The 25,351-nt window shown below is 64.6% G+C and carries 22 protein-coding genes and 1 pseudogene; 5 read left to right on the top strand and 18 right to left on the bottom strand.

All coding sequences use genetic code 11. From position 1 onward, the window contains the following. Positions 1-9: 9 nt before the first annotated feature. Together P6U30_RS18440 and P6U30_RS18435 are read right to left on the bottom strand one after the other, a co-directional pair. On the bottom strand, positions 10-1,344 hold the full coding sequence (locus P6U30_RS18440; RefSeq protein WP_407170286.1) for a peptidoglycan DD-metalloendopeptidase family protein: 1,335 nt from the start codon (positions 1,342-1,344) through the stop codon (positions 10-12). A gap of 109 nt (positions 1,345-1,453) precedes the next feature. Continuing rightward, complete coding sequence (locus P6U30_RS18435) at positions 1,454-2,104, bottom strand: protein-L-isoaspartate(D-aspartate) O-methyltransferase (RefSeq protein ID WP_407170285.1); 651 nt, start codon at positions 2,102-2,104, stop codon at positions 1,454-1,456. 381 nt (positions 2,105-2,485) lie between these two features. Between P6U30_RS18435 and P6U30_RS18430 the strand changes: the two genes are divergently transcribed. Further along, positions 2,486-2,863 (top strand): response regulator, encoded by a 378-nt coding sequence (locus P6U30_RS18430; protein WP_082747522.1) that lies wholly within the window; start codon positions 2,486-2,488, stop codon positions 2,861-2,863. 33 nt (positions 2,864-2,896) lie between these two features. On the opposite strand, the gene surE is transcribed toward P6U30_RS18430, so the two are convergent. The 11 genes and pseudogenes from surE to P6U30_RS18375 all read right to left on the bottom strand — a co-directional run bounded on the left by surE (position 2,897) and on the right by P6U30_RS18375 (position 14,700). Then, positions 2,897-3,664 (bottom strand): 5'/3'-nucleotidase SurE, encoded by a 768-nt coding sequence (gene surE, locus P6U30_RS18425; RefSeq protein ID WP_407152392.1) that lies wholly within the window; start codon positions 3,662-3,664, stop codon positions 2,897-2,899. A gap of 227 nt (positions 3,665-3,891) precedes the next feature. After that, positions 3,892-5,223, bottom strand: coding sequence for a serine--tRNA ligase (gene serS / locus P6U30_RS18420; RefSeq protein WP_407170284.1), 1,332 nt, complete (start codon positions 5,221-5,223; stop codon positions 3,892-3,894). Between the two features lie 204 nt (positions 5,224-5,427). Beyond that, positions 5,428-6,240 (bottom strand): twin-arginine translocase subunit TatC, encoded by an 813-nt coding sequence (gene tatC / locus P6U30_RS18415; RefSeq protein WP_407170283.1) that lies wholly within the window; start codon positions 6,238-6,240, stop codon positions 5,428-5,430. Beyond that, the gene (gene tatB, locus P6U30_RS18410; protein ID WP_407170282.1) at positions 6,237-6,761 is read right to left on the bottom strand and encodes a Sec-independent protein translocase protein TatB; all 525 of its coding nucleotides are present in this window, start codon (positions 6,759-6,761) and stop codon (positions 6,237-6,239) included. Before tatB ends, tatC begins: the two co-directional genes overlap by 4 nt. A gap of 159 nt (positions 6,762-6,920) precedes the next feature. Beyond that, positions 6,921-7,154 carry a twin-arginine translocase TatA/TatE family subunit gene (locus P6U30_RS18405; protein ID WP_407152388.1) on the bottom strand — a complete coding sequence of 78 codons (234 nt, stop codon included), beginning with the start codon at positions 7,152-7,154 and terminating at the stop codon, positions 6,921-6,923. A 280-nt stretch (positions 7,155-7,434) separates the two neighbouring features. Beyond that, positions 7,435-8,173, bottom strand: a pseudogene (gene scpB, locus P6U30_RS18400) (SMC-Scp complex subunit ScpB); the annotation flags it as partial. A 21-nt stretch (positions 8,174-8,194) separates the two neighbouring features. Further along, on the bottom strand, positions 8,195-9,016 hold the full coding sequence (locus P6U30_RS18395) for a segregation and condensation protein A (RefSeq protein ID WP_407170281.1): 822 nt from the start codon (positions 9,014-9,016) through the stop codon (positions 8,195-8,197). Beyond that, the gene (nagZ, locus tag P6U30_RS18390) at positions 9,013-10,035 is read right to left on the bottom strand and encodes a beta-N-acetylhexosaminidase (RefSeq protein WP_407170280.1); all 1,023 of its coding nucleotides are present in this window, start codon (positions 10,033-10,035) and stop codon (positions 9,013-9,015) included. Before nagZ ends, P6U30_RS18395 begins: the two co-directional genes overlap by 4 nt. Before the next feature lie 46 nt (positions 10,036-10,081). Then, on the bottom strand, positions 10,082-11,566 hold the full coding sequence (locus tag P6U30_RS18385; RefSeq protein WP_407170279.1) for an SPOR domain-containing protein: 1,485 nt from the start codon (positions 11,564-11,566) through the stop codon (positions 10,082-10,084). Between the two features lie 118 nt (positions 11,567-11,684). Then, complete coding sequence (gene argS / locus P6U30_RS18380) at positions 11,685-13,481, bottom strand: arginine--tRNA ligase (protein WP_407170278.1); 1,797 nt, start codon at positions 13,479-13,481, stop codon at positions 11,685-11,687. Positions 13,482-13,491: 10 nt separating this feature from the next. Continuing rightward, on the bottom strand, positions 13,492-14,700 hold the full coding sequence (locus P6U30_RS18375; RefSeq protein ID WP_407170277.1) for a deoxyguanosinetriphosphate triphosphohydrolase: 1,209 nt from the start codon (positions 14,698-14,700) through the stop codon (positions 13,492-13,494). Positions 14,701-14,862: 162 nt separating this feature from the next. Here P6U30_RS18375 and erpA point away from each other — a divergent pair, with 162 nt between their 5' ends. Then, complete coding sequence (gene erpA / locus P6U30_RS18370; RefSeq protein WP_016846874.1) at positions 14,863-15,192, top strand: iron-sulfur cluster insertion protein ErpA; 330 nt, start codon at positions 14,863-14,865, stop codon at positions 15,190-15,192. A 42-nt stretch (positions 15,193-15,234) separates the two neighbouring features. Here erpA and P6U30_RS18365 read toward each other — a convergent pair whose 3' ends face one another. Both P6U30_RS18365 and P6U30_RS18360 read right to left on the bottom strand, forming a co-directional pair. After that, entirely contained in the window at positions 15,235-18,363 is a 3,129-nt protein-coding gene (locus P6U30_RS18365) for an efflux RND transporter permease subunit (protein WP_407170276.1), read from the bottom strand. Between the two features lie 3 nt (positions 18,364-18,366). Then, entirely contained in the window at positions 18,367-19,497 is a 1,131-nt protein-coding gene (locus P6U30_RS18360) for an efflux RND transporter periplasmic adaptor subunit (RefSeq protein ID WP_407170275.1), read from the bottom strand. 253 nt (positions 19,498-19,750) lie between these two features. Between P6U30_RS18360 and P6U30_RS18355 the strand changes: the two genes are divergently transcribed. Together P6U30_RS18355 and xth are read left to right on the top strand one after the other, a co-directional pair. Beyond that, positions 19,751-20,176 (top strand): GNAT family N-acetyltransferase, encoded by a 426-nt coding sequence (locus tag P6U30_RS18355; protein ID WP_407170274.1) that lies wholly within the window; start codon positions 19,751-19,753, stop codon positions 20,174-20,176. Positions 20,177-20,303: 127 nt separating this feature from the next. Beyond that, on the top strand, positions 20,304-21,101 hold the full coding sequence (xth, locus tag P6U30_RS18350) for an exodeoxyribonuclease III (RefSeq protein ID WP_407170273.1): 798 nt from the start codon (positions 20,304-20,306) through the stop codon (positions 21,099-21,101). A 238-nt stretch (positions 21,102-21,339) separates the two neighbouring features. On the opposite strand, the gene P6U30_RS18345 is transcribed toward xth, so the two are convergent. From P6U30_RS18345 to P6U30_RS18335, 3 genes are read right to left on the bottom strand one after another with little or no spacing between them, the layout of a single operon-like run. After that, positions 21,340-22,371, bottom strand: coding sequence for an L-idonate 5-dehydrogenase (locus P6U30_RS18345; protein WP_407170272.1), 1,032 nt, complete (start codon positions 22,369-22,371; stop codon positions 21,340-21,342). A 41-nt stretch (positions 22,372-22,412) separates the two neighbouring features. Then, complete coding sequence (locus P6U30_RS18340; protein WP_407170271.1) at positions 22,413-23,180, bottom strand: glucose 1-dehydrogenase; 768 nt, start codon at positions 23,178-23,180, stop codon at positions 22,413-22,415. A gap of 9 nt (positions 23,181-23,189) precedes the next feature. After that, positions 23,190-24,389 carry a mandelate racemase/muconate lactonizing enzyme family protein gene (locus P6U30_RS18335; RefSeq protein ID WP_407170270.1) on the bottom strand — a complete coding sequence of 400 codons (1,200 nt, stop codon included), beginning with the start codon at positions 24,387-24,389 and terminating at the stop codon, positions 23,190-23,192. Between the two features lie 175 nt (positions 24,390-24,564). Here P6U30_RS18335 and P6U30_RS18330 point away from each other — a divergent pair, with 175 nt between their 5' ends. Next, the gene (locus P6U30_RS18330; RefSeq protein WP_407170269.1) at positions 24,565-25,329 is read left to right on the top strand and encodes a GntR family transcriptional regulator; all 765 of its coding nucleotides are present in this window, start codon (positions 24,565-24,567) and stop codon (positions 25,327-25,329) included. The last annotated feature ends 22 nt before the right edge of the window (positions 25,330-25,351 follow it).

The following is a 25,351-nucleotide window of genomic DNA, read 5'->3' as shown; positions in this document are numbered from 1 at the left end:
GACCTCGGGCTATGCGCCGTTGAGGAATTGCAGCGGATCGACCGGCGAGGAGCCCTTGCGGATCTCGAAGTGTAACTGCGGTGAGCCCACCTCACCCGACTGCCCTGACTTGGCAATCACCTGGCCGCGCTTGATGGTGTCGCCGCGCTTCACCAACAGTTCGCTCGCGTGGGCATAGGCCGTGACGTAGCCGTTGGCGTGACGAACCAGCACGAGGTTGCCATAGCCCTTCAGCTCGTTGCCCGAATAAGCGACGACGCCGTCCTCGGCGGCCTTCACCGGGGTGCCCTCGGGCACCGCGACGTTGATGCCGTCGTTGACCTTGCCGTTGGTCTTGGCGCCATAGGCGGTGATCACCTTGCCGCGCACCGGCCAGCGGAAGGTTGGCAGGGCGCCGGTTGCTTCGCTCGATTTCACCGCCGGCGTTGCCGCCGCACCGGCCGGCTGTTCGACGTTCTCGGTCGGCTGGACCAACCGCGCGCTTTGCTGCGGCTGCGCGGTCGCAACCACCTTCGGGGCGGATACTGCCGGGACCGGAGCCGGCGCGGGGGCCACGGCCGCAACGACCGGCGCAGCGGGCGCGGCGGCGGTCTTGGCGCCCGGCACCATCAGCTTCATGCCCAGGCTCAGCCTGGCCGACTGGTCGAGATTGTTGGCCCGCGCCAGCTCCACCGCGGAGATGTGGTGCTGGCGCGCAATGCTGTGCAGCGTGTCACCGCGATTGACGTAGTAGACCCCGGCCGGAGCAGCCGCCACCGCAACCGGCTTGGCGGCCGCGGCGGGCGCAGCCGCCGTCGCAGTCGGGCGCGGAATAATCAGTTGCTGGCCGGGCGACAGCGCGCGCGGTCCCTTGTAGCCGTTGGCGCGCAGGATCTCGGCCGTCGAGACGTGATAGCGCTTCGCCAGCACCTCCAGCGTATCGCTGGTGCCGACGATGATGGTGGTGCCGTTGTGAGCAGCCGCGACCGAATGCGGAACGCTTCCGGTGGCCTCGATGTGCGGGCGCGCCGGCGGCGGCGCGTAGGACGCCAGGCCGCGCCCTCCTCCGGCGACGCCGCTGGACACCGGATATGATTGCGGCGCCGACACCGGCGGCGGCAACGGCTGCGACTGATACTGCGGAGACTGCGACTGCGGCCGCGCATATTGCGGCAGCTCGCGTGGAGGCGCCTGCACGGCGCCGGTCGGCTGCGGATCAAAGGCGAAGGGATTTTGCGAGTAGGAGCTTTGCGAGAAGCGCGACGACATATCGGCGCTGCAGCCGGCAAAGGCGACGGACATCAGCGCCAGCACCGCAACCTGCGGCGCGCGACGCGAGCGAAGCAACTCAACAACACTCGACATGGTTACTCACTCGTACGCAACTAACGACTGTTTTGAGTAAACACGTGCCGAGTAAATAACGGCTTAACCCTGGGAATAAGATGTTGGCCGCAAGCGGCAATCCGCAATTCTACAGCTCGCGCGCAATCCCCGACAGCGCCGGCACGAAACGGACATCGACCAGGTCCTTGCGATCGAATCCGGTCTCCGTCCGCGTCACGCGAACCAGGGTCTGGGTGCCGTGATGCGGTCCGACCGGGGCAATCAGGAGGCCACCGGGCTCCAGCCGTTCCATGAGCTTGTCCGGGATCTGCTCCATCGCCGCGGTTACGATAATGCGGTCGAAGTCGCCGGCGCCGGCCGGCACATCGAAGCCGTCGCCAAGCAGCACCTCGACGTTGTAATAGCCGAGCGTTTCGAGCCGCTTGCGGGCAGCATCGGCCAGCGTGCGGTAGCGCTCGATGGTCAGCACCTGCCGACATAGCCGGGACAGGATGGCCGCCTGGTAGCCGGACCCGGTGCCGATTTCGAGCACGCGATGGTCCTTCCTGAGCTGGAGCTGCTCGGTCATGTAGGCGACCACGAAAGGCTGGCTGATGGTCTGACCGCAGGCGATCCCAAGTGCGCTGTCACGATAGGCGTCGTCGCGGTCACCCGGCTCGACGAAGTCCTCGCGCGGCACCTCTTCCATGGCCCGCAGCACGGACAGGTCGCTGATCCCACGCCGGCGCAGGGTCAACTGGAACTTCATTTTCTCGGGCGGATCTGGGTTCACGGCCATACTCGTCAGCATCTTTGGGCAGCAATCCGGGTATTTTAGATATCTTCATGCCATCGGAATCAGAAATACCGCGTTAAGGAAAAATTTCCGTCTGTTCCCGATCCGGAACTGCAGCTGCTTTCTCATTTGCGAGCGCCGTCACCATTCCCCATATGAGCGGCGACGGCGCGCGATCAAAGCCCGTACCCAAAGCGGTTGCGCGGGCACCGCCGAAGATGAGCAGGCCACCAACGTCCGAGCCTGCTGCGCCGAACAAGTCAGGCTTGGGTGGACACGATAATTCGCTGCTGCACGCCGGAAAGGCAGCAATTCCCAAACCTTTGCGTTGCGCCTTTTGATCTTATTTGCGAGCTTAGCTCTGGGACGGGCAAGGATTCCATCATGACAGCGACACGGCCGGCGGGCTGTTCAGTTTTCCTCGTGGAAGACGAGGTCATGATCCGGATGATGGTCGCCGACATGCTGGAGGAACTCGGCCATAGCGTCGCGGCCGAAGCCGGCGAAATCGGTGAAGCGGTCAAGCTCGCGCAATCCACCGAATTCGATCTCGCCATCCTCGACGTCAACGTCAACGGCAAGGTGATCACCCCCGTCGCCGAACTGATCAACGCACGCAATCGTCCGTTTATTTTCGCGACTGGTTACGGGTCTTCGGGCCTGCCTCCCGAGTATCGCGACCGGCCGGCGCTGCAGAAGCCGTTCCAGCTCGAAACGCTGGCCCAGGTGATCTCCAGCGCGATGAGGGGTGCGCCAGTCTAGGCCACAGCACAGCGCACGGTGCGCTGCTGATGCTTACTTCAAAGTCGCTGTCAGCGCTTCCGAAAACGCTTCGTCCGTGCGGTCGAGCCGCAGCGGCGTCACCGAGACATAGCGTGCCGCAAGCGCAGCGAGATCGGTGCCCTCCGCGGGCGCGTCCATCATCGCGGCGCGCTCGAAGCCGATCCAGAAGTACGGATTGCCGCGCCCATCGTGCCGACGATCGATCTTGAGGAATCCAAGATTGCGCTTGCCCTGCCGTGTGATGCGGATGCCCTTGACCTCGTCGGGCATGCACGACGGGAAGTTGACGTTGACGACGGTGTTCTTCGGGATTCCCGCTGCGAGCACCTTGCGCACGATGTCCGGTCCGAACTTCAGCGCCGTCTCCCATAGCGGCTTGTCGCGCGTCTCGACGCTGAATTCCTGCGACAGCGCAAACGACGGCAATCCAAGAATGGTGCCTTCCAGCGCCCCGGCGATGGTTCCGGAATAGACCACGTCCTCGGCGACGTTGCGGCCCTTGTTGACGCCGCTGAGCACCAGATCAGGCAGCTTCTCGCCAAGGATGTAGCGCGCCCCCATGATGACACAGTCGGTCGGCGTGCCGCGCACCGCGAAATGACGGGGGCCGACTTCGCGCAGGCGGAGCGGATCATTGAGCGACAGCGAGTGCGAGACGCCGGACTGGTCGAGTTCGGGCGCGACGATCCAGACATCATCCGACAAGGCCCGCGCGATCTGCTCGACGGCCTTCAGGCCGGGAGCGTGGATGCCGTCATCATTGGTGCAGAGAATTCGCATCCGTCAAAGTGCCTTTTGTTCTGATTCGACGCGGTTTTTCTTGAACTGACACGTCGTCTTAACCGGCTAGGGCCGCGGAGGCAAACCCGGCAGAATCCCGTGCCAACCGGCCGATCGGGCACGCCGGGGACGGACGAACCTGACGCTGGAATCCGCGGACTGTCACCGCCCATTGGCGACCAAGCCAGTGGGCGTCACCGTGGGGTGGCATCGCACTGGCTCCGTGCTTACGCGCCGTGCTCGATAACCCTGAGCCCGCCCATATAGGGCTGCAGCACATCGGGCACCGCGATCGAGCCGTCCTGCTGCTGATAGGTCTCCATCACCGCGATCAGCGCGCGACCGACCGCCGTGCCCGAGCCGTTCAGCGTATGCACGAAACGCGGCTTGCCGTCGGGGCCGCGATAGCGCGCATCCATGCGGCGCGCCTGGAAATCGCCGCACACCGAGCAGCTCGAGATCTCGCGATAGGCGCCGCCGTCGCCCTGCCCCGGCATCCACACCTCGATGTCGTAGGTCTTCTGCGCCGAGAAGCCCATGTCGCCGGCGCACAGCGTCATCACGCGATAATGCAGGTCGAGGCGACGCAGCACTTCCTCGGCGCAGGAAAGCATCCGCTCGAGCTCGTCCTTGCTGGCTTCGGGCGTGGTGATCGAGACCAGCTCGACCTTGGTGAATTGGTGCTGGCGGATCATGCCGCGGGTGTCGCGGCCCGCCGCGCCCGCCTCCGCGCGGAAGCACGGCGTCAATGCCGTGAGCCGCATCGGCAGCTCGCTTTCATCGAGGATGGATTCGCGTGCGAGATTGGTCAGCGAAACTTCAGCAGTCGGAATCAGGCCGAGGCGCTCGCTGCGCAGATCGGCGCCGGACGCGGCGAGCAACTCACCCTTGATCGCCCAGAACTGATCGTCCTCGAATTTCGGCAATTGGCCGGTGCCGAACATCACGGCGTCTCGCACCAGGAGCGGCGGGTTGATCTCGGTATAGCCGTGCTCGCCTGTATGCAGATCGAGCATGAACTGCCCGATCGCGCGCTCGAGTCGAGCGAGACCCTTCTTGAGCACGACGAAGCGCGCGCCGGACAGCCTTGCCGCCGCCTCGAAATCCATGTAGCCGAGCGCGCCGCCGAGATTGTCATGCGGCTTCGGCGCAAAGCCATAGTCGCGTTTCTTGCCGAACAGATGGCGCTGCACGTTGCCATGCTCGTCGGCGCCATCGGGCACCTCATCGAGCGGCAGATTGGGAATCGAAGACAACTCTTTCGCGAGCTCCTCGTCGGCCGTCTTCGCCGCGACCTCGAGCTGCGGCATCGTCGTCTTGAGCTCGGTAACCTCGGCCGTCAGCTTGGCTGCGCGCGCCTCGTCCTTGGCCTTCTTGGCCTCGCCGATCTCCTTCGAGGCCGCATTGCGCCGCGCCTGTGCCTGCTCGGACGCCAGGATCGCGGCACGGCGCTTCTCGTCGATCGCGAGCAGCGACGACGACAAGGCCTGAAGTCCGCGGCGCTTCAGGCCGGCATCGAAGGCTGTCGGGTTGTCGCGGATCGCTTTGATGTCGTGCATGGTGATCGGGGTCCTAACGTCTCATTTTCACGGAATGCCGAACATCAACATTCCATGGAGCGCTCCCCACTAGCACACCCGTCATCGCCCGCGAAGGCGGGCGATCCAGTATTCCAGGGAGCTCCGGGATCGTTCGAGAGGCCGCGGCGTACCGGATACCCGCCTTCGCGAGTAGGACACTGAATGTGCGGAGCTAAACCGCCCCTACTCGGCCGGATTGGCCGCCGGCGGCGCCCCCGACGACGAGGAGGCCGTCGCCCCCGCGGCCTTCTTTTCCACGATCCGCACCGCGATGATCGCGCCCTCATAGAGCGCAAGCAGCGGGATCGCCAGCGACGCCTGGCTCAGCACGTCCGGCGGCGTAAGCACGGCCGCGATAATGAAGGCGATGACGATGAAGTAACGCCGCTTCTCCTTCAGCATCCTCGAGGTGACGATGCCGACCCGCCCCAGCAGCGTCAGGATGACAGGAAGCTGGAAGGCGATACCGAAGGCGAAGATCAGCGACATCATCAGCGAGAGATATTCGCCGACCTTTGGCAACAGTGCGATCTGCGCGGTTTCCGCGCCGCCCGCCTGCTGCATGCCGAGGGAGAAGCGGATCAGCATCGGCAGCACGACGAAATAGACCAGCATAGCGCCGGCGACGAAGAAGACCGGCGTTGCGATCAAGTACGGCAGGAAGGCGTTGCGCTCGTGCTTGTAGAGGCCCGGCGCGACGAACTTGTAGATCTGGGTCGCGACGATCGGGAACGAGATGAAGCCGGCGCCGAACAGCGCGAGCTTGAGCTGTGTGATGAAATATTCCAGCAGCGCCGTGTAGATGAACTTCGAGTTCTCCGGCCCCGCCACCCACACGAACGGCCACACCAGAACATTGTAGATCTGCTTGGCGAAGAAGAAGCAGAAGATGAATGCCAAGCCGAAGCCGAGCAGCGCCTTGATCAGGCGCGAGCGCAGCTCGATCAGGTGATCCATCAAAGGGGCCTTGCTGGCCTCGATGTCTTCGGCAGTCATGACGCTTTGGCGTCCTTGAGCAGATCGGGTTTCGCCGGCGCCACGTCCTGCGGCACCGGTTGTGGCTGGACTTCGTTGGTGACCGCAAGCGGCTCACCGGTCGCGGCGTGCGTCTCGGCCTCGACGAAGGTCTCCGGCGTCGGTGCGACGGGAGTCGTCGGTGTCACCGGTGTATCGCTCGTCGATGTCACCGGCGCGTCGGTCGCGGACGCCACCTGCGCATCCACGGGCTTGTCGATCTGCAGGGCGTCGCTGACGTCCTTCTGCAACGAGGTCATGACGTTGCCGCTGGTGAGCCCGGTCGCGGCTTCCCTGACCTCGTCGAAGCTCTTCTTGAGGTCGGCCATTTCGGCCTCGCGCATGGCTTCCTGGAACTGGCCCTGGAATTCAGCGGCCATCCGGCGCGCCTTGCCCATCCATTGCCCGACCATCCGCAGCACGCCGGGCAGCTCCTTCGGGCCGATGGCGATCAGCGCGACGACCGCGATGACGACCAGTTCACTCCACCCGATATCGAACATGAATTCTTCCGCCTAAGCGCGCCGCTACGGCCTCATCCGCCCAAACAGGATTTGGGGCTGCCAGCGCCTGTTCTCAACCGGCGTCCATAGCGCGTCCGAGCGACGGCGTCACCGCCTCGCGCAAATAAAAACGTCGAAATATGCGTCAGTACAATGGCCTCAGACGGCCTTGCTGCCGACATCCGAGCGCGCGGCCGACGGCGCTGCATTGTGATCGATAGCCTTGGTGGGCTCCGGTTTGTCTGCAACCTTGTCGTCGTCCTGCATGCCCTTCTTGAAGGCCTTGATGCCCTGGGCGACGTCACCCATCAGGTCCGAAATCTTGCCGCGTCCGAACAGCAGCAGGACCACTGCGATCACGACGATCCAGTGCCAAATGCTAAGCGAACCCATCCTGCAACCCTCCAGAAATGGCCGGCGAGCCGGCCTGAACTTTGCCGGAAGGTAGGCCCGCGGGGTGTCAAAAACAAGGACCTCAGCCGCGGCAAATCGCTGTCGCGGCTACGTAATATTGCTAGGCCTTTAACCAGGAATATTTCGGGCTATTCGCCCTTCTCCTCGGCACCGTCGTCATCGCCGTCGCGAGCTTCCGGTTCGCCGGCGTCGGGTTCGGCCGCGTCCGGTTCGGCGGCAACCTCGGCCTCGACCTCCGCTGTCGCTTCAGTTTCGGCGGTCGCTTCGGTCTCGGCCTTCTGTTCGCCGGGCTCCGGCTCGGCGGCAGGCGCGAGCAGCAGTTCCAGCGTGTCACCGGGCTCGAGCGGCTCTTCGTCCTCGCGCAGCGCAGCATCATCAGAGGGCGATGGAACGCTGAAGCCGGTCGGCAGGCGCGAGTCGAGCAGCCCCGTGCCCTTGAGCTCTTCAAGCCCAGGCAGGTCGGTCAGCGCTTCCAGACTGAACTGCGACAGGAACCCGTCGGTGGTTCCGAAGGTCAGTGGTCGGCCCGGCGTCTTGCGACGGCCCCGCGGCCGAATCCACCCGGTCTCCAGCAGCACGTCGATGGTTCCCTTCGAGGTGACCACGCCGCGGATCTCTTCGATCTCGGCGCGCGTCACCGGCTGGTGATAGGCGATGATCGCAAGCACCTCGATCGCCGCGCGCGACAGCTTGCGGGTCTCCGTGCTCTCGCGCGTCATCAGCCATGAGAGATCGCCCGCGGTACGGAACGTCCACTTGTTGGCGACGCGAACCAGATTGACGCCACGCGGGGCATATTCCGCCTGCAACTGCGCGAGCGCGGCCTTGACGTCGACGCCGTCAGGCATCCGCTTTGCCAATGTCGCCTGATCAATCGGCTCGCTCGATGCAAACAGCAAGGCCTCCAGGAGCCGCAATTCTTCGGGACGCGCGATCGGATCCATAGGAGCAACCTCCTCCTCGACCTCTTCAATGCGTCGTTCTGCCAGGCTTGCCATGGCATGCTCTCCTTCTTCCACTTACTCGACCGACAGGTCCGGTGCCGCCGCGGCGGCTTGCGGTGGACGCTTTCGGAAATAGATCGGCGCGAACGCCTGCTTCTGATTGATCTCCATCTCGCCTTCGCGAACCAGTTCGAGGGCGGCGGCGAAGCTTGATGCGAACACCGTGGCTCGCTGCGTGGGATCAGCGACGTAGTTCATCAGGTACTCGTCGAGGCAGCTCCAGTCCTCGGCGATGCCGACCAGCCGCTCCAGCGAGGCGCGCGCTTCCGCCAGCGACCACACGGTGCGCTTGGCGAGATGCACCGAGGTCAGCACGCGCGACTGACGTTGCGTCGCATAGGCCGACAAGAGGTCGTAGAGCGTCGCGGTGAATTTCGGATGCTTGATCTCCGCGATCGACTCCGGATTGCCACGCGGAAAGATATCGCGCTGGAACTGCGGCCGGTTCATCAGCCGATTGGCCGCCTCGCGGATCGCCTCGAGCCGGCGCAGCCGGTTGGCGAGCGCGGTCGCCATCTCTTCAGCACTCGGGCCTTCGACAGTCGGGGGCTCCGGCAGCAGCAATCGCGACTTCAGGAACGCAAGCCAGGCGGCCATCACCAGATAGTCGGCGGCGAGTTCGAGCCGGATCTTGCGGGCCGCCTCGATGAACGAGAGGTACTGATCGGCGAGCGCGAGGATCGAAATCTTCGCGAGGTCGACCTTCTGCTGGCGGGCGAGCGTCAGCAACAGATCGAGCGGGCCCTCATAACCCTCGACGTCGACCACCAGCGCGGGCTCGCCTTCCGCCACCTCGGCCGGCCGCCCCGTCTCAAACGATAGAATTTCAGCGGTCATGCCGTCCCTACCCGATTCAACAACGCGTCCAGTTCTGCGCGGGCCGATTGCCTGTCGAACGGCTCTGGCGGCTTCCGTGCGGCCAGCGCCCGATTGGCGCGCTCAAGCGCCTGGCCGGTCAGTTCCGGCGTCTCCCGCGCAACCTCGCGCATTTCATCGATGTTGCCGTTGCAGTGCAGGATCACGTCGCAGCCGGCGCTGACGATGGCCCGGGTCCGTTCCGCGATCGATCCGGCCAGCGCATTCATCGACACGTCATCACTCATCAACAAACCCTGGAACCCGATCAGGCCGCGAATCACCTGTTCGATGATTGTCGCAGAAGTCGTCGCCGGATGGGCGGGGTCGAGCGCGCTAAACACAACATGTGCGGTCATAGCCATCGGCAGGTCCGCGAGCGGCTGGAACGCGGCGAAGTCGGTCCTTTCCAGCTCTGCTTTCGCGGTCTCGACGGCCGGGAGCCGGAAATGGCTGTCCGCCGTGGCCCGTCCGTGGCCGGGGATATGCTTGAGAACCGGTAGGACGCCGCCCTGTTCCAGGCCCCGGGTGACGGCGCGTGCGATCGCTGCGACCTTTCCCGGTTCGGTTCCATAGGCCCGGTTGCCGATCACCGCATCGGCGCCGGCGACCGGCACGTCCGCCAAGGGCAGGCAGTCAACGGTAATTCCAAGGTCGGCCAGATCCGCAGCAATCAGACGGGAGGCAAGCCACGCCGCCGTCAGACCCAACTTCGGATCGATGTCGTACAGTGCCGCGAAGCTTGCACCCGGCGGATAGGCCGGCCAATGCGGCGGACCCAAGCGCTGCACTCGGCCGCCTTCCTGGTCGATCAGGACCGGAGCGTCAGCATCGCCGACTGCAGCCCTGAGTTCCGCAACAAGAGCTGAGACTTGCGCGGGAGTCTCGATGTTGCGCTTGAACAGGATGAAGCCCCATGGCCGCTCGGCGCGAATGAATTCGCGCTCGACGTCATTAAGGACCAGCCCGGAGGTACCGGTGATGAATGCACGGCTCGCCATGCGGCCGATTAGGCCGCATGCGGCTCACGGGTCAAGGAAACGGCCGTTAATTCCTTTGGACGACGCATTGTCCGCCGGCGGATTTCAGGCTTCCGCAGAATTGGGATGCCTCCTCCGGCGAGCCGAACGGCCCGACCATCGCGCGATAGTAGACCCCCTTTTCGCCGAGGTCGGCCCGCTTGATCACCGGCGAATGCCCGCCGAGCACGCCCGGGAACTTGCTCTGCAGCGCCCGGTACGATGCCTGGGCGTCGGCCTCGTTCCTTTGCGATGACACCTGAACCAGGTATCCGCCGCTGCTGATCGAAGCGGTCGGCGCCGTCGACGCCACCCGGGTCGGAGCCGGCTCGGGCTGGCCGCCCGGCATCAGCGAGATGGGCTGGTTCGCGCTCGCATTGGCCGATGCCGGGTTGCCCCGAGAGGCCGGCGTCCGGACGGCCGCCTGAGGCTTGGCGGGCGCCTGAGCGGACGACGCGCCGTCAGGATTATCGCCCTTGACCGACAGGGTCCGGATCTTGCGCGGCTCGTTGTTCGGCAGCGTCCCGTTGGCCGTCATCGGTGGTGGCGGCGCGGTCGTAGTCCCTATGCTCGATACCGGCGGCGGGTTCGCGTTGGCGTTCAGGGGCGGAAACACGACACGCGGTCCGGCCGTGTTGGCGCTGACGTCCACCGGCGTCTCCTCGCGCGACACGATTTTTTCGGTGCCATCACCCGTGGCCATCCGGTCCGGCGCCTTGGCGGGCGCATCGGCCTGGGCCGGCATCACTTTGGTCGGCGTGTTATCGGCCTTGATGATCGGCGGCTCGCCGCTGCGAGGCGAGCCGACATAGGTGCGATAGGCGAAGGCGCCCCCGGTCCCCAGCACCGCAAGTGCCAGCACCGCGGCGACGGTCATTAGGCCGCTGGTCCGGCGGCGCGGCTCGGGCTCTTCCTCATAACCCTGATAGGCATAGGGATCGTCGGGATAGGCCGGCGCGCGCTGCAGATCCTGCTCGCTCGCTTCCAACTGCCCATATAGCGCGTCGTCGTACCGCGACGGATCGTGGTCGTGACCCGCGCTCTGGTACTGCGGGTCCTCGCCGTAGGTTTCGGCCTGCTGATAGGTTTGCTCCGGCTGATATGCCTGAACCGGCTCGGGCTCGGGCTCCGGCTGCGCCTGCTTAGGCGCATATCGGTGCAACGGGTGCACCGGACGCGGCTGGTAGTCACGCTCCGGCTCGTCGTAGCCCGCCTGGGACTGCGGGGGCGGCGGCGCAGCCTCCTTGCGCGCGCGCTGCATCCAGGGCGGCGGCCCAGCCGGCGGCATGTCATTCTCGCCCGGCGGCTCATAGGATTGCGGCCGCGCATTGGCCCGCGATTGCAGCGGATGCGGCGGCTGGGGCTTGCCGGCGTTGCCGAACGGATCGGTCTGGCCGATCAGCCGGGCCAACTCGGCGAGCGGATCGCTGTCGGCCTTGGCCGCTTCAGGATAAGCACCGCCATCGTAATCGTCGGCGGCGGGAAAAGGTCTGTTCTGATATCGATCAGCCATTGTGATGATGCATCCCCTTCGGGACAGCGCCAAGATCGCCGGTACAGCCGGTACGAACGAGTTGGCCCCTGCCAGATGCCCTCACAAATCCCCACTCGTGAGGGCCAAATGCCCCTACCTACCGCATCTCGGTCGGAGCGTGGACGCCTAGAACAGCTAAGCCCGATGCCAGAACCGAGACGACGCCCTGAACCATTGCCAGTCGCGCCCTCGTGAGTTCTGCATCATTATTGATAATGAAGCGTAAATAGGGCAAATCGCGCCCTTTGGTCCAGAGCGCATGAAATTCGCTGGCCAAATCATACAGATAAAAAGCGATTCGGTGGGGCTCATGGGCGATGGCCGCCGCCTCGATCATGCGCGGATAAAGCGCCAGCCGCCTTAAAAGATCAATCTCCGCCGGATCGGTCAGCCGCTCGACAGCGGCATTCCGCAGGTAAGCGAGCCGCGCCTCTTCGGCCTCCGGGAGATCCGGAACCGCCTCCTCCCGCGCATTGCGGAAGATCGAATGGCCGCGGGCGTGGCCGTATTGCACGTAGAAGACCGCATTGTCCTTCGACTGCTCGATCACCTTGGCGAGATCGAAATCGAGCACCGCGTCGTTCTTGCGGAACAGCATCATGAACCGGACAGCGTCGGAGCCGACCTCGTCGACCACCTCGCGCAGCGTGACGAACTCGCCGGAGCGTTTCGACATCTTCACCGGCTCGCCGTCACGCAACAGCTTCACGAGCTGCACGATCTTGACATCGAGCGTCGCCTTGCCCGCAGTCACCGCCTTCACCGCGGCCTGCATGCGCTTGATGTAGCCGCCATGATCGGCGCCGAACACGTCGATCAGATTGGCGAAGCCGCGATCGAACTTGCTTTTGTGGTTGGCGATGTCGGAAGCGAAGTAGGTGTAGGACCCGTCCGACTTGATCAGCGGACGATCGACGTCATCGCCGTAAGCCGTGGCGCGGAACAGCGACTGCTCGCGGTCCTCATAGTCCTCGACCGGCTTGCCCTTCGGCGGCGGCAGGCGCCCTTCATAGATGTCGCCTTTGGCGCGCAGAAAATCGATGGTCTCGGCGACCTTGTTGTTGCCGTTCGCGATCAGCGACCGCTCGGAGAAGAACACGTCGTGATGGATGTTCAGGGCGGCGAGATCACCCTTGATCATCTCCATCATCATCGCGATCGCCTTGTCGCGCACGATCGGCAGCCACTCGGCCTCGCTCATGCGCAGCAGCGTGTCGCCATGCTCCTTGGCCAGCGCCTCGCCGACCGGCTTCAGATAGTCGCCCGGATAGAGCCCTTCAGGGATCGCGCCGATGTCTTCGCCGAGCGCCTCGCGATAGCGCAGGAAGGCCGAGCGCGCGAGCACTTCGACCTGGGCGCCGGCGTCGTTGATGTAATATTCGCGGCAGACATCGAAGCCCGCGAATTGCAGCAGGCTGCACAGTGCATCGCCGAACACGGCACCGCGGCAATGGCCGACATGCATCGGGCCGGTCGGATTGGCCGAGACGTATTCGACATTGACCTTCTCGTCCCCGCCGATGTCGCTCCGCCCATAGGTCGATCCGGCGGCGAGCACGGCGCGCAGCGCGTCGGCCCAGACCTGCGGCTTGAGCGTCAGATTGATGAAGCCGGGTCCGGCGACCTCGACCGAGGCCACCAACCCATCCGCCCGCAGCCGCTCGGCGATCTTGTCAGCGAGCTCGCGCGGCTTGGCCTTGGCGTCCTTGGCGAGCACCATCGCGGCGTTGGTCGCCATGTCGCCGTGGCTGGCGTCGCGCGGCGGTTCGACCACGACGCGGGCCAGATCGACGCCGGCGGGCCAGTTGTCCTCGGCAGCAATAGCGCCACAAATCGCGTGCACGCGCGCCAGCACGTCGGCAAAAAGGTGTGATGAAGCGGTGGTGTCGGCCATGGCAGGCCGCCTAACGCAAATCCGGGGTCAAGTCAAAAAGCCTGTGGTGCTCGATCAGGGCGAAACGGTCGGTCATCCCGGCGATGAAATTGCCGATCCGCCTGCTGCGCGCGCCCTCAGTCTCCTGCTCTGTGCCCTCGATCCATTCCGGCGGCAGATCGCCCGGCGAGCGCCGGTAGCGCTCGTAAAGGTCCCGGACCACCTGTTCCGCATCCCCCATGATCTGCATCACCCGGGGATGGCGATACATCCGCCGGTACAGGAACGCCTTGATCGCCGCCTCCTCCTCGGCCACGTTAGGCGGGAACGCGATCAGCGGCGCGTGGTGATGCCGCGCGTCGTGGGCGGATTGCGGCCTGGCGGCGGCCAGACGCCTGTTCGCCTCGGCAACGACAGCGCCGATGAAATGCGAGATCAACTCGCGCACCAGTTCGGCGCCCCGCCGGACCTCATCGAGATCGGGATAGTGCCGGTCGATCTCGCCGATGATCTCGGCGGTCAAGGGCATCCCCTTGAGATCGTCGACGGCGAACAGCCCTGCCCGCAGCCCATCATCGATATCGTGCGCATCATAGGCGATGTCGTCGGCGAAAGACGCGACCTGCGCCTCGAGCGAGGCATAGCTCCACAGCTCCAGGTCGTAGGTCGTGTTGTAGTCGGCGATCCCGACCGGAATGCCGCTGTCGCGGTAGCGCCCGACCGGGGCGCCGCCGCGCTCGGTCAAGGGACCGTTGTGCTTCACGATGCCTTCCAGCGATTCCCAGGTCAGGTTCAGCCCGCCGAACTCGGGATAGCGATGCTCCAGCGAGGTCACGACCCGCAGCGTCTGTGCGTTGTGATCGAAGCCGCCATGGGCCTTCAGGCATTCGTCAAGCGCCCGCTCGCCGGCATGGCCGAACGGCGGGTGGCCGAGGTCGTGCGCCAGCGCCAGCGTCTCGGTCAGGTCCTCGTCGAGCCCGAGCTGGCGGGCAAGCGCCCGAGCGATCTGCGCCACCTCCAGCGAATGGGTGAGCCGGGTGCGGTAATGATCGCCCTCGTGGAAGACGAACACCTGGGTCTTGTGCTTGAGGCGGCGGAACGCGGTGGAATGAATCACCCGGTCGCAATCGCGGCGGAACGGGCTGCGGGTCCGGCTCGGCGGCTCCGTGACCAGCCGGCCCCGGCTGCGATCGGGGTCGCAGGCATAAGGCGCGCGGGGGGCAGCCATTCCGACCGACACGGTATTTTAGTCCTTATCCATTTGATTCTACGTCACGACGCACTTAACTATGCAGGGTGCGCAATACCAAGTGAATTGGGTATGACGCCGAGCGCGATCCGGAAAGGCGGAGACCGGTCTTCCGATCAGATCACGCTCAACTAGGTTTCGGAGACCGATCAAATGACTGCTGCCATCACCGTCAGCGAACGGGCCGCCCGCCGGATCGGGCAGATCCTCAGCAAGGAAGGCGAAGGCGCCAAGCTGCGCATTTCGGTCGAGGGCGGCGGCTGCTCCGGTTTCCAGTACAAATTCGACGTCGAGCGCACCCAGGCCGATGACGACCTCGTGATTGAGCGCGACAGTGCCGTGGTGCTAATCGATCCGGCCTCGGTCCCGTTCCTGGCGGGCTCGGAAGTCGACTTCGTCGACGACCTGATCGGTGCCTCGTTCCGCGTCGTCAACCCGAACGCCACCGCGTCCTGCGGCTGCGGCACCAGCTTCTCGATCTGATCGCTTTGCTCTGACGGGTGGTCCGCACGCGACCGCGTGCGTCTACTCCGCCGCGACCACTTGCGGTCGCTCGACGTCGCCGCCGGCATCGAGCTGCGGATCGAGCTTGCGGCGCAGCCTGCGATCGATGCGATCGAGATAGATGTAGATCACCGGCGTAATGAACAGCGTCAGTAGCTGCGACACGCAGAGACCGCCGACCACGGCAACGCCGAGTGGCTGACGCAGCTCGGCGCCGGCGCCCGCGCCAAGCGCGATCGGCAGCGTGCCGAAGATCGCCGCGAACGTCGTCATCATGATGGGACGGAAGCGCAGCAGCGCCGCCTCGCGGATCGCGTGCTCGGCGCTGAGTCCGACGCGGCGGCGCTCCAGCGCGAAGTCGACCATCATGATCGCGTTCTTCTTGACGATGCCGACCAGCATCACGATGCCGATCATCGCGATCACCGACAGCTCCATCCCGAACATCATCAGCGTCAGGATCGCGCCGATGCCGGCCGACGGCAGGCCCGAGATGATGGTGATCGGATGGATGAAACTCTCGTAGAGGATACCGAGGATCACGAAAGCCGCGAACACGGCGGCGAGGATGAGCACCCCCTGCCCGCGCAGCGAATCCTGGAACACTTGCGCGGTGCCGGAGAAGCCGGTCGCGATCGTCGGCGGCAGGTTTGCGTTCCGCTCGAGTTCGGTGATCTTGTCGACCGCGTGACCGAGCGAATAGCCCGGCGCGAGGTTGAAGGAGATCGTCACCGCCGGCTGCTGGCCCTGGTGGTTGATCTGCAGCGGTCCAACCGTCGGCACGAGCCTGGCGACGGCATCGAGCGGAATGGTCTGGCCATTCGCTGTCTTCATGTAGAGTTTTGAAAGATCGGACGGGTCGACGCGGAATTGCGGCTGCGCTTCCAGGATGATCTGGTAGTCGTTCGACGGCATGTAGATGGTGCCGATCTGCCGCGAGCCGTAGGCATTGTAGAGCTGGTTACGGACCTGGTCGACAGTGACGCCGTAGACCGCAGCCTTCTCGCGGTCGATATCGACCGTCATCTGCGGGTTCTTGATGTAGAGATCGGTGGTGACGTCGAGCAGGCCCGGAATCTTTTCGACCTTGTCGCGCATCTCGGGCGCCAGCCGGTACAGCGAGGCCGTATCGCCGCTTTGCATCACATATTGGTATTGGCTCTTCGAGACCCGGCCGCCGATATTGAGGTTCTGCACGCTCTGAAAGAACGCCTGCATGCCCGGGATCGCGCGGGCCTTCTGCCTGAGGCGGCCGATCACGACGGTGGCGTTGTCACGCGTCTTCTGGTCCTTGAGCGCGATGAACAGCCGGCCGTAGTTGGTGGTCGGATTGGGACCGCCGGAGCCGACGGTGGAATTGATGTAGTCGACCGCCGGATCGGTGCGCAGCACCTCGACCAGCGCCTGCTGGCGGACCTTCATCGCCTCGAACGAGGTGTCGGTCGCGGCCTCCGTCACGCCGATCAGGAAGCCGGTATCCTCCTGCGGGAAGAAGCCTTTCGGCACGATCATGTAGAGATAGATGGTGCCGCCAAGCGTGGCGAGCGTCACGGCCAGCATCAGCGCCTTCTTCGCCAGCACCCAGTCCAGCGCCCATTCATAGGCGCGCAGCCAGGCCTCGAACATCGCCTCGAAGGCGCGCAGCACGACGTTCGGCCGCTTGCTTGAGTCATGGGCGCGCAGCACGCGGGCGCACAGCATCGGCGTCAGCGTCAGCGATACGAAGCCGGAGACGATGATCGCAACCGAGATTGTGACGGCGAATTCGCGGAACACGCGGCCGACGATGCCGCCCATCAGCAGCACCGGAATGAACACGGCGATCAGCGAGAATGTGATCGAGATGATCGTGAAGCCGATCTCGCGCGCGCCCTTCAACGCCGCCTCGAACGGCTTCGTGCCGTGCTCGATATGGCGGACGATGTTCTCCAGCATGACGATGGCGTCGTCGACCACGAAGCCGACCGAGAGCGTCAGCGCCAGCAGCGTCATGTTGTTGATGGAATAATCCAGCGCATACATTGCCGCGCAAGTGCCGAACAGCGAGATCGGCACCGCGAGCGCCGGGATAAAGGTCGCGGACGCCGAGCGCAGGAACAGGAAGATCACCAGGATCACCAGCGCGATCGCGATCAGCAGGGTCTCTTCGACATCGTTGACCGCCTGTCGGATCGAGACCGACCGATCCATCATCACCTGCATGGTCACCGAGGGCGGAATCGCCGCGCGCAGCGACGGCAGCTTGGCGAGGACGGCATCGACCACGGCAACCGTATTGGCATCCGGCTGCTTCTGGATGGCGAGCACGATCGCCCGCTCGTCGTTCAGCCAGGTCGCGATCTTGTCGTTCTCGACGCTGTCATAGACCTTGGCGATTTCGTCGAGCCGCACCGGCGAGCCGTTGCGCCATGCTACATAGATCTGGCGATAGTCGGCAGCCTTGTCCATCTGGCCGGAGGCCTGCAAGGCGACGTCCTGCTTGGGGCCGTTCAGCGTTCCGACCGGGGTCGAGGAATTGGCGCGCGAGACCGCGGCGCGGATGTCCTCCATCGAGACGCCACGGGCGGCGGCGGCCTCCGGATCGGCCTGAACGCGGATCGCGAATTTCTGTGCGCCATAGATCAACACCTGCGCCACGCCCGGAAGCTGCGACAGCGCCTGCCCGATGGTGATGTCGCCATATTCGTTGACGGCCGACAGCGGCAGCGTCGCCGAGCCCAGCGAGATGAACAGCACCGGGAAGTCCGCCGGGTTCACCTTCCGGAAGCTCGGCGGAATGATCATTTCGATCGGCAGCCGGCGCTGGGCGATTGTGAGCGCAGTCTGCACGTCGAGCGCGGCGGCGTCGATGTTGCGGTTGAGATCGAACTGGATGGTGATGACGCTCGTGCCCTGCGACGAGCTCGACGACATCGAGGAGATGCCGGCGATGGTCGAGAGCTGGCGCTCGATGATGCCAGCCACCGAGGCGGCCATGGTATCGGCGCTCGCGCCCGGCAGCGTCGCTGTCACCGCGATGGTCGGAAAATCCACCTTGGGCAGCGCCGACACCGGCAGCAGGCGGAAGCCGAACACGCCGAAGGCGATGATCGAAGCGGTGATCAGCGTCGTCATCACCGGCCGGCGGATGCAGAGCTCGGAGAGCGTCATCGGTCAGGCCCCGGCCTTGCGCGCTCGCGGCTCGACCCGCGAGCCGTCCGACAGCAGGAGCTGGCCGTCGACAACGATGCTTTCGCCGCCCGACAATCCCTCCGATATGACCGAGCTGCCCTGGAAGGTGCGGTCGACCTTGACCGGCCGGACACGAGCGATGCCGTCCTTGGCGACGAAGACGAAGTTGCCGTTCTGGCTGCGCTGGACCGCGACCGTGGGCACGACGATCGCGTCCTCGCTGCGGATGATCAGCTTGGTCTGCACGATGGTGCCCGGCCACAGCGTCTCGTTCTCGTTGGCCATGATGCCGCGCACGGTGACCATGCCGGTGGTCGCATCGACGGCGTTTTCGACCATGGCGACCTTGCCCTGTTCCGAGCGCCGGTGGCCCGGAATAGTCGCAACGACTTTCGGATCGCCCTTCCCCATCGCGTCGCGCAGGTCGACCAGGGCGCGCTGGGGCACCGCGAAGGTGACATAGACCGGCGCCATCTGGTTGATAGTGGCGAGCGGCTGAGTGTCGGCCGGGCGGACGAAGTTACCGACCTTGAGGTTGGCGGCGCTGATCCGGCCCGCGAACGGTGCACGGATGAGCGTATAGCTTTTCTGGACGCGGAGATTGTCGAGGGCGGATTGATCGGCCTTGATGGTGCCGATCAGAACGTCGGACTGGGTCTTGGCATTGTCGAGGTTGACCTGCGTGGTCGCGCCCTTGCCGACGAGCTCAGTGTAGCGGCGGAGGTCCCGTTGCGCGCCCTCGAGCTGGGCCCGGTCCCTGGCCAGAACGCCCTCGGCCTGCTCGATCTGCGCGTCAATCTGCCGCGCGTCGAGGGTGAACAGGAGGTCGCCCTCGTTGACCCTGGCGCCATCCTCGAAATGAACCGAGACGATGGTGGTCTCCAGCCGGGACTTCAACGCCACACTGGAGATCGGCGAAACCGTTCCGATCGCATCGACATCGACCGGAACCGACCGACGTTCCGCACTCGCAAGATCGACGGACACGATGCGCGGACGCTGAGTGCCCTGTGCCGTCGACACGCCACCCGTCCAGGAAGAGCGGGTGATATACGCTGTTCCGGCCGCAATGCCGAGAACGGCAACGATCAGAAGCAGATTACGTTTTTTCATCGTCTTGCACGCGCCCGCCCCGTCCCCGAAAAAACCGAACGGTTCGCAGCTCCCCGACGGCAATTGTTTCGCCTTGTTTCTGAAGGGTTAGCACAGGCAGCCGGCACATGGTATGCCACCTAAGTGAAAATACTGCGGGGCTTCGATCCGGGACTTCGCATCCGCACCGCCGGACATTCGGGAAAGGCACACCGCAAGGCGGGTCTTCGAGCGCATCATTTTGTCCCTTCATCAGCTTTCAACGTGCTGCCTGATGTCCACCTCCGTCCTCGTCTGCACCTGGGAAGAAGCTCGCGAGCGCGCCCGCGTCATCCGCTACAACGTCTTTGTCGAAGAGCAGAGCGTGCCGGTGGAGTTGGAATGGGACGACATGGATGCGTCGAGCTGGCACGCGCTGGCATTTGCCGAGGACGGCACGCCCGTCGCCACGGGGCGGCTGCTGCCGGACGGCCATATCGGCCGCATGGCCGTGCTGAAAGCGGCGCGCGGCGCGGGCTTCGGCGCCCGCGTGCTGGATGCGCTGATGGCCAAGGCGGTCGAACTCGGCTATCCCCAACTGATCCTCAACGCGCAGACGCATGCGGAGCCGTTCTACGCCCGCGTCGGATTCGCGCGGGTCGGCGAGGAATTCGAGGAGGCCGGCATCGCGCACATCGAGATGCGAAAACGTTTGGTCTAAGCGAGCTGCTTGTCGATGAACGCGCGACCCCGCAATGACGTGTTGTGAACCTCGCCACTTTGGGGGTATCGCTCAGAGTACAGGCTGACCGCGAACGCGGGATGTCTCATACAACGAAGGACTTCGGATGGCAGTTCGCATAGCAACGTGGAACGTCAATTCGATCCGGCAACGGATCGAACCTCTCATGAGCTGGCTGAAGGAGTGCTCTCCGGACATCGTCTGCCTGCAGGAGATCAAGTGCGTCGATGACGCCTTTCCCCGGCTCGAAATCGAGTCGCTCGGCTACAACGTCGTCACGCACGGCCAGAAGACCTTCAACGGTGTTGCGCTGCTGTCGAAATTACCGTTCGACGAGACCAAGTCGGGGCTGGCTGGTGACGACGAGGACGCCCACGCGCGCTTCCTCGAGGGGGTCGTCACCTTGAAGCAGGGCGTGGTTCGGATCGCCTGCCTTTATTTGCCCAACGGCAACCCGCCGAACACCGAAAAATATCCATACAAACTCAAATGGATGTCCCGGCTTCTTGAGTATTCAAAGGAGCGCCTTAAGGCCGAGGAACCGCTGATCCTGGCTGGCGACTTCAACGTCATTCCGGCGACGCGGGATGTCTACAATCCGGCTGCCTGGGTCGATGACGCCCTGTTCCGCCCTCAGACCCGCGAAGCCTTCCAGTCGCTGCTCGGGCTCGGACTGACCGACGCCCTGCGCGCGGTCAACGACGAGCCGGGCCAATACACGTTCTGGGATTACCAGGCCGGGGCTTGGCAGAAGAACTGGGGTCTCCGGATCGATCACCTGCTGATGTCGCCGCAAGCGAGCGACAGGCTGATCGACGTCGGCATCGACAGTCATGTCCGCGCCTGGGAGAAACCGTCCGACCATGTCCCGGTCTGGGCCGATCTGGATTTCGAGACGGCGTAACCAGCCAATCGCGCTGGACTGGAGCATGGTGAGATCAGCTTGATCCGAAACAGCGGCGGAGGTCACCTCTCCCTTGGGAGAGGTCGATTTGCGCAGCAAATCGGGTGAGGGGTTATGGTCTATTGAGAGCGCAAGGGCCCTCACCCGGATTGCATCTGGCGATGCAATCCGACCTCTCCCCGACGGGGAGAGGTAGATCGAAGCCGCCGCGAGACGATCAACCTAACCCCATCCCGCTTTAGAACGTCAACTGCACCTTCATCGAGCGCGAGCGGTCGCTGGCAAGTTCGAAAGCGTCGACGGCGGATTCGAACGGCACCGAGGCCGACAGCAGCGGCTTCAGGTCGACCAACCCCTCGCCCATCAACCGCAGCGCCAGCTCGAACTCGGGATCGAAGCGGAAGGTGCCACGAAGCTGCAGCTCCTTGGCAACGATGGTGTTGATCGGCAGCGTCATTTCGCCGCCGAGCCCGACCTGCACGATGACGGCTCCGGGCCGCAGCAGATCGAGCGCCGGCCGCAGCGCGGCCTGATTGCCCGAAGCCTCGAACAGCACGTCGAGCTGGCCCTTGCCGGCCTTGTAGGGGTCGAGCGCGGCGGCATCCGTTGCGCTGTTGATCGCGTGCGTCGCACCGAGCTTACGCGCGATCGAAAGTGGCGCCTCGGCAATGTCGGTGGCGACGATCTCGGCCGCGCCGCCATAGCGGGCAACCACCACCATGAGCGCCCCGATCGGCCCGCAACCCGTGACCAGCAGCCGCTTGCCGAGCAGGCTGCCGGCCTGGCGTCCGGCATGAAGGCAAACTGCAAATGGCTCGGCCATTGCCGCCTCGGCGAACGACAGGCGATCGGCAATTGGGATCGCCTGCGATGCGTCGACCGTCATGAATTCGCGAAAGCCGCCTTGCACATGGGGAAAGCGCATCGCGCTGCCGAGGAAGCGCATGTCGGTGCACTGGTTGCGCATGCCCGCGCGGCAGTAGGAACACTGCCCGCAGGGCAGGCTCGGATTGACCGCCACCCGCATTCCCGGGCGCAGATGGGATACTCCTGAGCCGACATCGGCGATCGTCCCGGAAATCTCATGGCCCAGCGCCATCGGCTGCTGAATCCGCACCGTGCCGAAGCCACCGTGATGGTAGTAGTGCAGATCCGAGCCGCAGATGCCGCCGGCCGCGATCTTGACCCGCACCTGGTGCGGCGCCGGCGTCGGATCCTCGAAACTGTCGACCCGCAAATCGTGGGGAGCGTGGATGACGACGGCGCGCATGGGTTCACTCTCTCTGTTGGTGGCCGATTGGATCGATGCGGCTACATCGCCGCCAGCATGCCCCCGTCGACATAGATGATCTGCCCGTTGACGTAATTGGACGCCTCCGAGGCCAGGAAGATCGCGGCGCCGACCAGTTCGTCCGGCTTGCCCCAGCGCTTCGACGGGATGCGCGACATCAGCCAGTTGTTGAACTCGGGGTTGGACATCAGCGCCTCATTCATGTCGGTCAGCATGTAACCGGGCCCAATGGCGTTGGCCTGAATGCCGCTCTGCGCCCATTCGACCGCCATCGATCGCGTCAGGTTGCGGATGCCGCCCTTCGCGGCCGTGTACGGCGCAATCGTCGGCCGCGCCAATTCACTGCCGAGCGATCCGATATTGATGATCTTGCCGTGCTTGCGCTTGATCATTCGCTTCGCCGCCTCGCGCCCGATCACGAACGCGCTGGTCAGGTTGGTCTCGATCACCTTGCGCCACTCATCGGTCGTGAACTCGACCAGCGGCTTGCGGCGCTGGATGCCGGCATTGTTGACGAGGATGTCGACCGCGATGCCCTCGCGGTCGAAGCGCTCGAAGGTCGCCACGATCGCGGCCTCGTCGGTGACGTCGAAGGCTGCGCCTTCAGCCTCGTGCCCGGCGGCGCGAAACTCGCCGACCGCCGTTTCCACCCGCGCAGCGTCGGCACCATTGATGATCAGCCGCGCGCCGGCCTTCGCCATGCCTTCGGCGATTGCGTGGCCGAGACCACGGGAGGACCCGGTCACGAGCGCCGTGCGGCCGGAGAGATCGAACAGGGCTATGCTCATGCGAGGTCCTCAAATATTGGAGCGGCGAACGGTCAGGTCCGACCGTTGGTAGACCGCGGGAAGCAGGTCGACACCGAGCCCCGGGCCATCCATCGGATAGACATAGCCATCCTTGATCACGGGCATGGTGGTGACAAGTTCGTTGTACCAGCCTTTGTAGAACGCGCGCACCGACTCCTGGATCAGCGTGTTCGGCTGGCTGAACGACATGTGGATCGCCGCAATGAAGCCGACCGGCCCGATGCAGTCGTGCGGCGCGAACGGACGGTGATAGGTCTCGGCCATCGCCGCGATCTTGCGGCCTTCGGTGAGCCCGCCGGTCCAGCACAGATCGGCCATCACCACATGCATGGCGTCGCGGTCGAGCATGTCCTTGTACGGGAAGCGCGAGCCGAGCGTCTCGCTGGCGCAGACCCAGACGTCGGTCGAGCGCGCATATTCGGCGAGCGCCTGCGGCGAGTTCATGCGGATCGGATCCTCGTACCAGGTCGGCTTGTAGGGCTCGAGCGCACGCGCGATCTGCTTTGCGGTCGGCAGATTCCACAGCGAATGGAGCTCGACCATGATCTCCATCCTGTCGCCGACCGCCTTGCGGATTTTCTCGAACGGCTCGATCGCCTGCTTCATCTGTGCCGCGGTGATGTAGAGCCCCTTGTTCTCCTGTGCGGCCGGATCGAACGGCCAGATCTTCATCGCCGAAATGCCGTTCTCCAGCAGGCTTTCGGCGAGCGCGTCGGCGCGGTTCATGAAGCCGTCGAGGTCTTCGTAAGGGCCTTGCGCTTCGCCCAGGCTCCAGTTCGACACCGGACTGATATTGGTGGAGCGTACATAGCTGGTGCCGGCGCAGGTGTTGTAGATGCGCTGCTTGTCGCGGCACAGGCCGCCGAGCATCTGGTGCACCGGCTGGCCGCAGACCTTCCCGAACAGATCCCACAGCGCGATATCGATCGCGGATGCCGCGCGATACTCGACGCCGGTCGACGATTGCGCCATCGGCAGGTTGAGCATGTCGCGGTGGATCGCCTCGATATGCAGCGGATTGCGCCCGAGCAGTCGGCCGGCAAAGGTGTCGTGGATCTGCGCCTCCACCGCACCTGCGCCGTAGAAGGTCTCGCCGAGCCCGATCAGTCCGGTGTCGGTGTGGACCCGGACCCAGATCACATTGGCGAACTCCTCGGTGCGCAACGTCTCGATCGAGATGATCTTCATCGCAATGTCCTCCCGGAACCGGCACGGACCGGCCGTTGTTCTTGATTGCAAACACCCCTGTCGCGGAGGGCGTGTGGTCCATTGATACGGCCGCTTGTAATATTTCACAACATGTTTTAAGCACGCGAGGATCAATGGGCTCACGCGATGGACGCGGGCCGGCGGGAGGAAGGCAATGGTACGGCGCAAGCGCGCGCTTGAAATCGTGCGTCCCGGCGATGGCGACGAAGCCCCTGGCCGGCGCAACCGCATCAACTTTTTCGAGCTCGCCTATCAGCGGATCGAGGACCTGCTCGTCAATTGCGAGCTCCGACCGGGCCAATTTCTCACCGTGCAGGACCTGCAGACCCTCACCGGCTTCGGCCGCACGCCGGTGCACAATGCCGTCAGCACGCTGGCCGCCGATACGCTGATCACGATCCGCCCGCGCCACGGACTACAGATCGCGCCGATCGACCTCGCCCGCGAACGCCTGCTGCTGGCGTTGCGCCGTGACCTCGAGCGCTTTGTCATTCGCTTGGCGGCAGAGCGCGCCAACCTCTCGCATCGCAATCAGGCCCTGCACATCGAGCGGGTCATGAAGGACAAGCGGGCGACGCTGACGCTCGACGAATTCAACAGCCTCGACCGCCGTGTCGACAGCCTGATCCTGGCCGCCGCCGGCGAACCTTTTCTTGCTCACACCCTGCGGCCGCTGCACACCATCTATCGCCGCATCGGCTTCATCCATCACAGCTACATGCCCGGACAGGCCGACTTGGCGGGCACCATCGACAGCCATCTCGCCATTCTCAACGCGGTGGCCAACCGCCGCATCGACCGCGCGATGGCGGCGAGCGACGCGCTGATCGATCACATGAATACCATGTTCGAAGGCATGGAAGCCGGCATCGATCCGCGGCTGCTCGATTGCAGCATCGAGCCGCTGCTGGGCGCGTGACACTTCAACGGACACAAAAGGA

Origin of the sequence: Bradyrhizobium sp. ORS 111, assembly GCF_045571485.1 — a bacterium.
In the GTDB taxonomy this organism is placed as follows: Bacteria; Pseudomonadota; Alphaproteobacteria; order Rhizobiales; family Xanthobacteraceae; genus Bradyrhizobium.
Note: the sequence above shows the minus strand (reverse complement) of the source record. Positions and strands in the feature narration are given on the sequence as shown.

Excerpts from the sequence above, each read along its gene's own strand:
- P6U30_RS18440 (WP_407170286.1), bottom strand. The coding sequence starts at position 1,344 with ATGTCGAGTGTTGTTGAGTTGCTTCGCTCGCGTCGCGCGCCGCAGGTT.
- P6U30_RS18435 (WP_407170285.1), bottom strand. The coding sequence starts at position 2,104 with ATGGCCGTGAACCCAGATCCGCCCGAGAAAATGAAGTTCCAGTTGACC.
- P6U30_RS18430 (WP_082747522.1), top strand. The coding sequence starts at position 2,486 with ATGACAGCGACACGGCCGGCGGGCTGTTCAGTTTTCCTCGTGGAAGAC.
- surE (WP_407152392.1), bottom strand. The coding sequence starts at position 3,664 with ATGCGAATTCTCTGCACCAATGATGACGGCATCCACGCTCCCGGCCTG.
- serS (WP_407170284.1), bottom strand. The coding sequence starts at position 5,223 with ATGCACGACATCAAAGCGATCCGCGACAACCCGACAGCCTTCGATGCC.
- tatC (WP_407170283.1), bottom strand. The coding sequence starts at position 6,240 with ATGACTGCCGAAGACATCGAGGCCAGCAAGGCCCCTTTGATGGATCAC.
- tatB (WP_407170282.1), bottom strand. The coding sequence starts at position 6,761 with ATGTTCGATATCGGGTGGAGTGAACTGGTCGTCATCGCGGTCGTCGCG.
- P6U30_RS18405 (WP_407152388.1), bottom strand. The coding sequence starts at position 7,154 with ATGGGTTCGCTTAGCATTTGGCACTGGATCGTCGTGATCGCAGTGGTC.
- P6U30_RS18395 (WP_407170281.1), bottom strand. The coding sequence starts at position 9,016 with ATGACCGCTGAAATTCTATCGTTTGAGACGGGGCGGCCGGCCGAGGTG.
- nagZ (WP_407170280.1), bottom strand. The coding sequence starts at position 10,035 with ATGGCGAGCCGTGCATTCATCACCGGTACCTCCGGGCTGGTCCTTAAT.
- P6U30_RS18385 (WP_407170279.1), bottom strand. The coding sequence starts at position 11,566 with ATGGCTGATCGATATCAGAACAGACCTTTTCCCGCCGCCGACGATTAC.
- argS (WP_407170278.1), bottom strand. The coding sequence starts at position 13,481 with ATGGCCGACACCACCGCTTCATCACACCTTTTTGCCGACGTGCTGGCG.
- erpA (WP_016846874.1), top strand. The coding sequence starts at position 14,863 with ATGACTGCTGCCATCACCGTCAGCGAACGGGCCGCCCGCCGGATCGGG.
- P6U30_RS18365 (WP_407170276.1), bottom strand. The coding sequence starts at position 18,363 with ATGACGCTCTCCGAGCTCTGCATCCGCCGGCCGGTGATGACGACGCTG.
- P6U30_RS18360 (WP_407170275.1), bottom strand. The coding sequence starts at position 19,497 with ATGAAAAAACGTAATCTGCTTCTGATCGTTGCCGTTCTCGGCATTGCG.
- P6U30_RS18355 (WP_407170274.1), top strand. The coding sequence starts at position 19,751 with ATGTCCACCTCCGTCCTCGTCTGCACCTGGGAAGAAGCTCGCGAGCGC.
- xth (WP_407170273.1), top strand. The coding sequence starts at position 20,304 with ATGGCAGTTCGCATAGCAACGTGGAACGTCAATTCGATCCGGCAACGG.
- P6U30_RS18345 (WP_407170272.1), bottom strand. The coding sequence starts at position 22,371 with ATGCGCGCCGTCGTCATCCACGCTCCCCACGATTTGCGGGTCGACAGT.
- P6U30_RS18340 (WP_407170271.1), bottom strand. The coding sequence starts at position 23,180 with ATGAGCATAGCCCTGTTCGATCTCTCCGGCCGCACGGCGCTCGTGACC.
- P6U30_RS18335 (WP_407170270.1), bottom strand. The coding sequence starts at position 24,389 with ATGAAGATCATCTCGATCGAGACGTTGCGCACCGAGGAGTTCGCCAAT.
- P6U30_RS18330 (WP_407170269.1), top strand. The coding sequence starts at position 24,565 with ATGGTACGGCGCAAGCGCGCGCTTGAAATCGTGCGTCCCGGCGATGGC.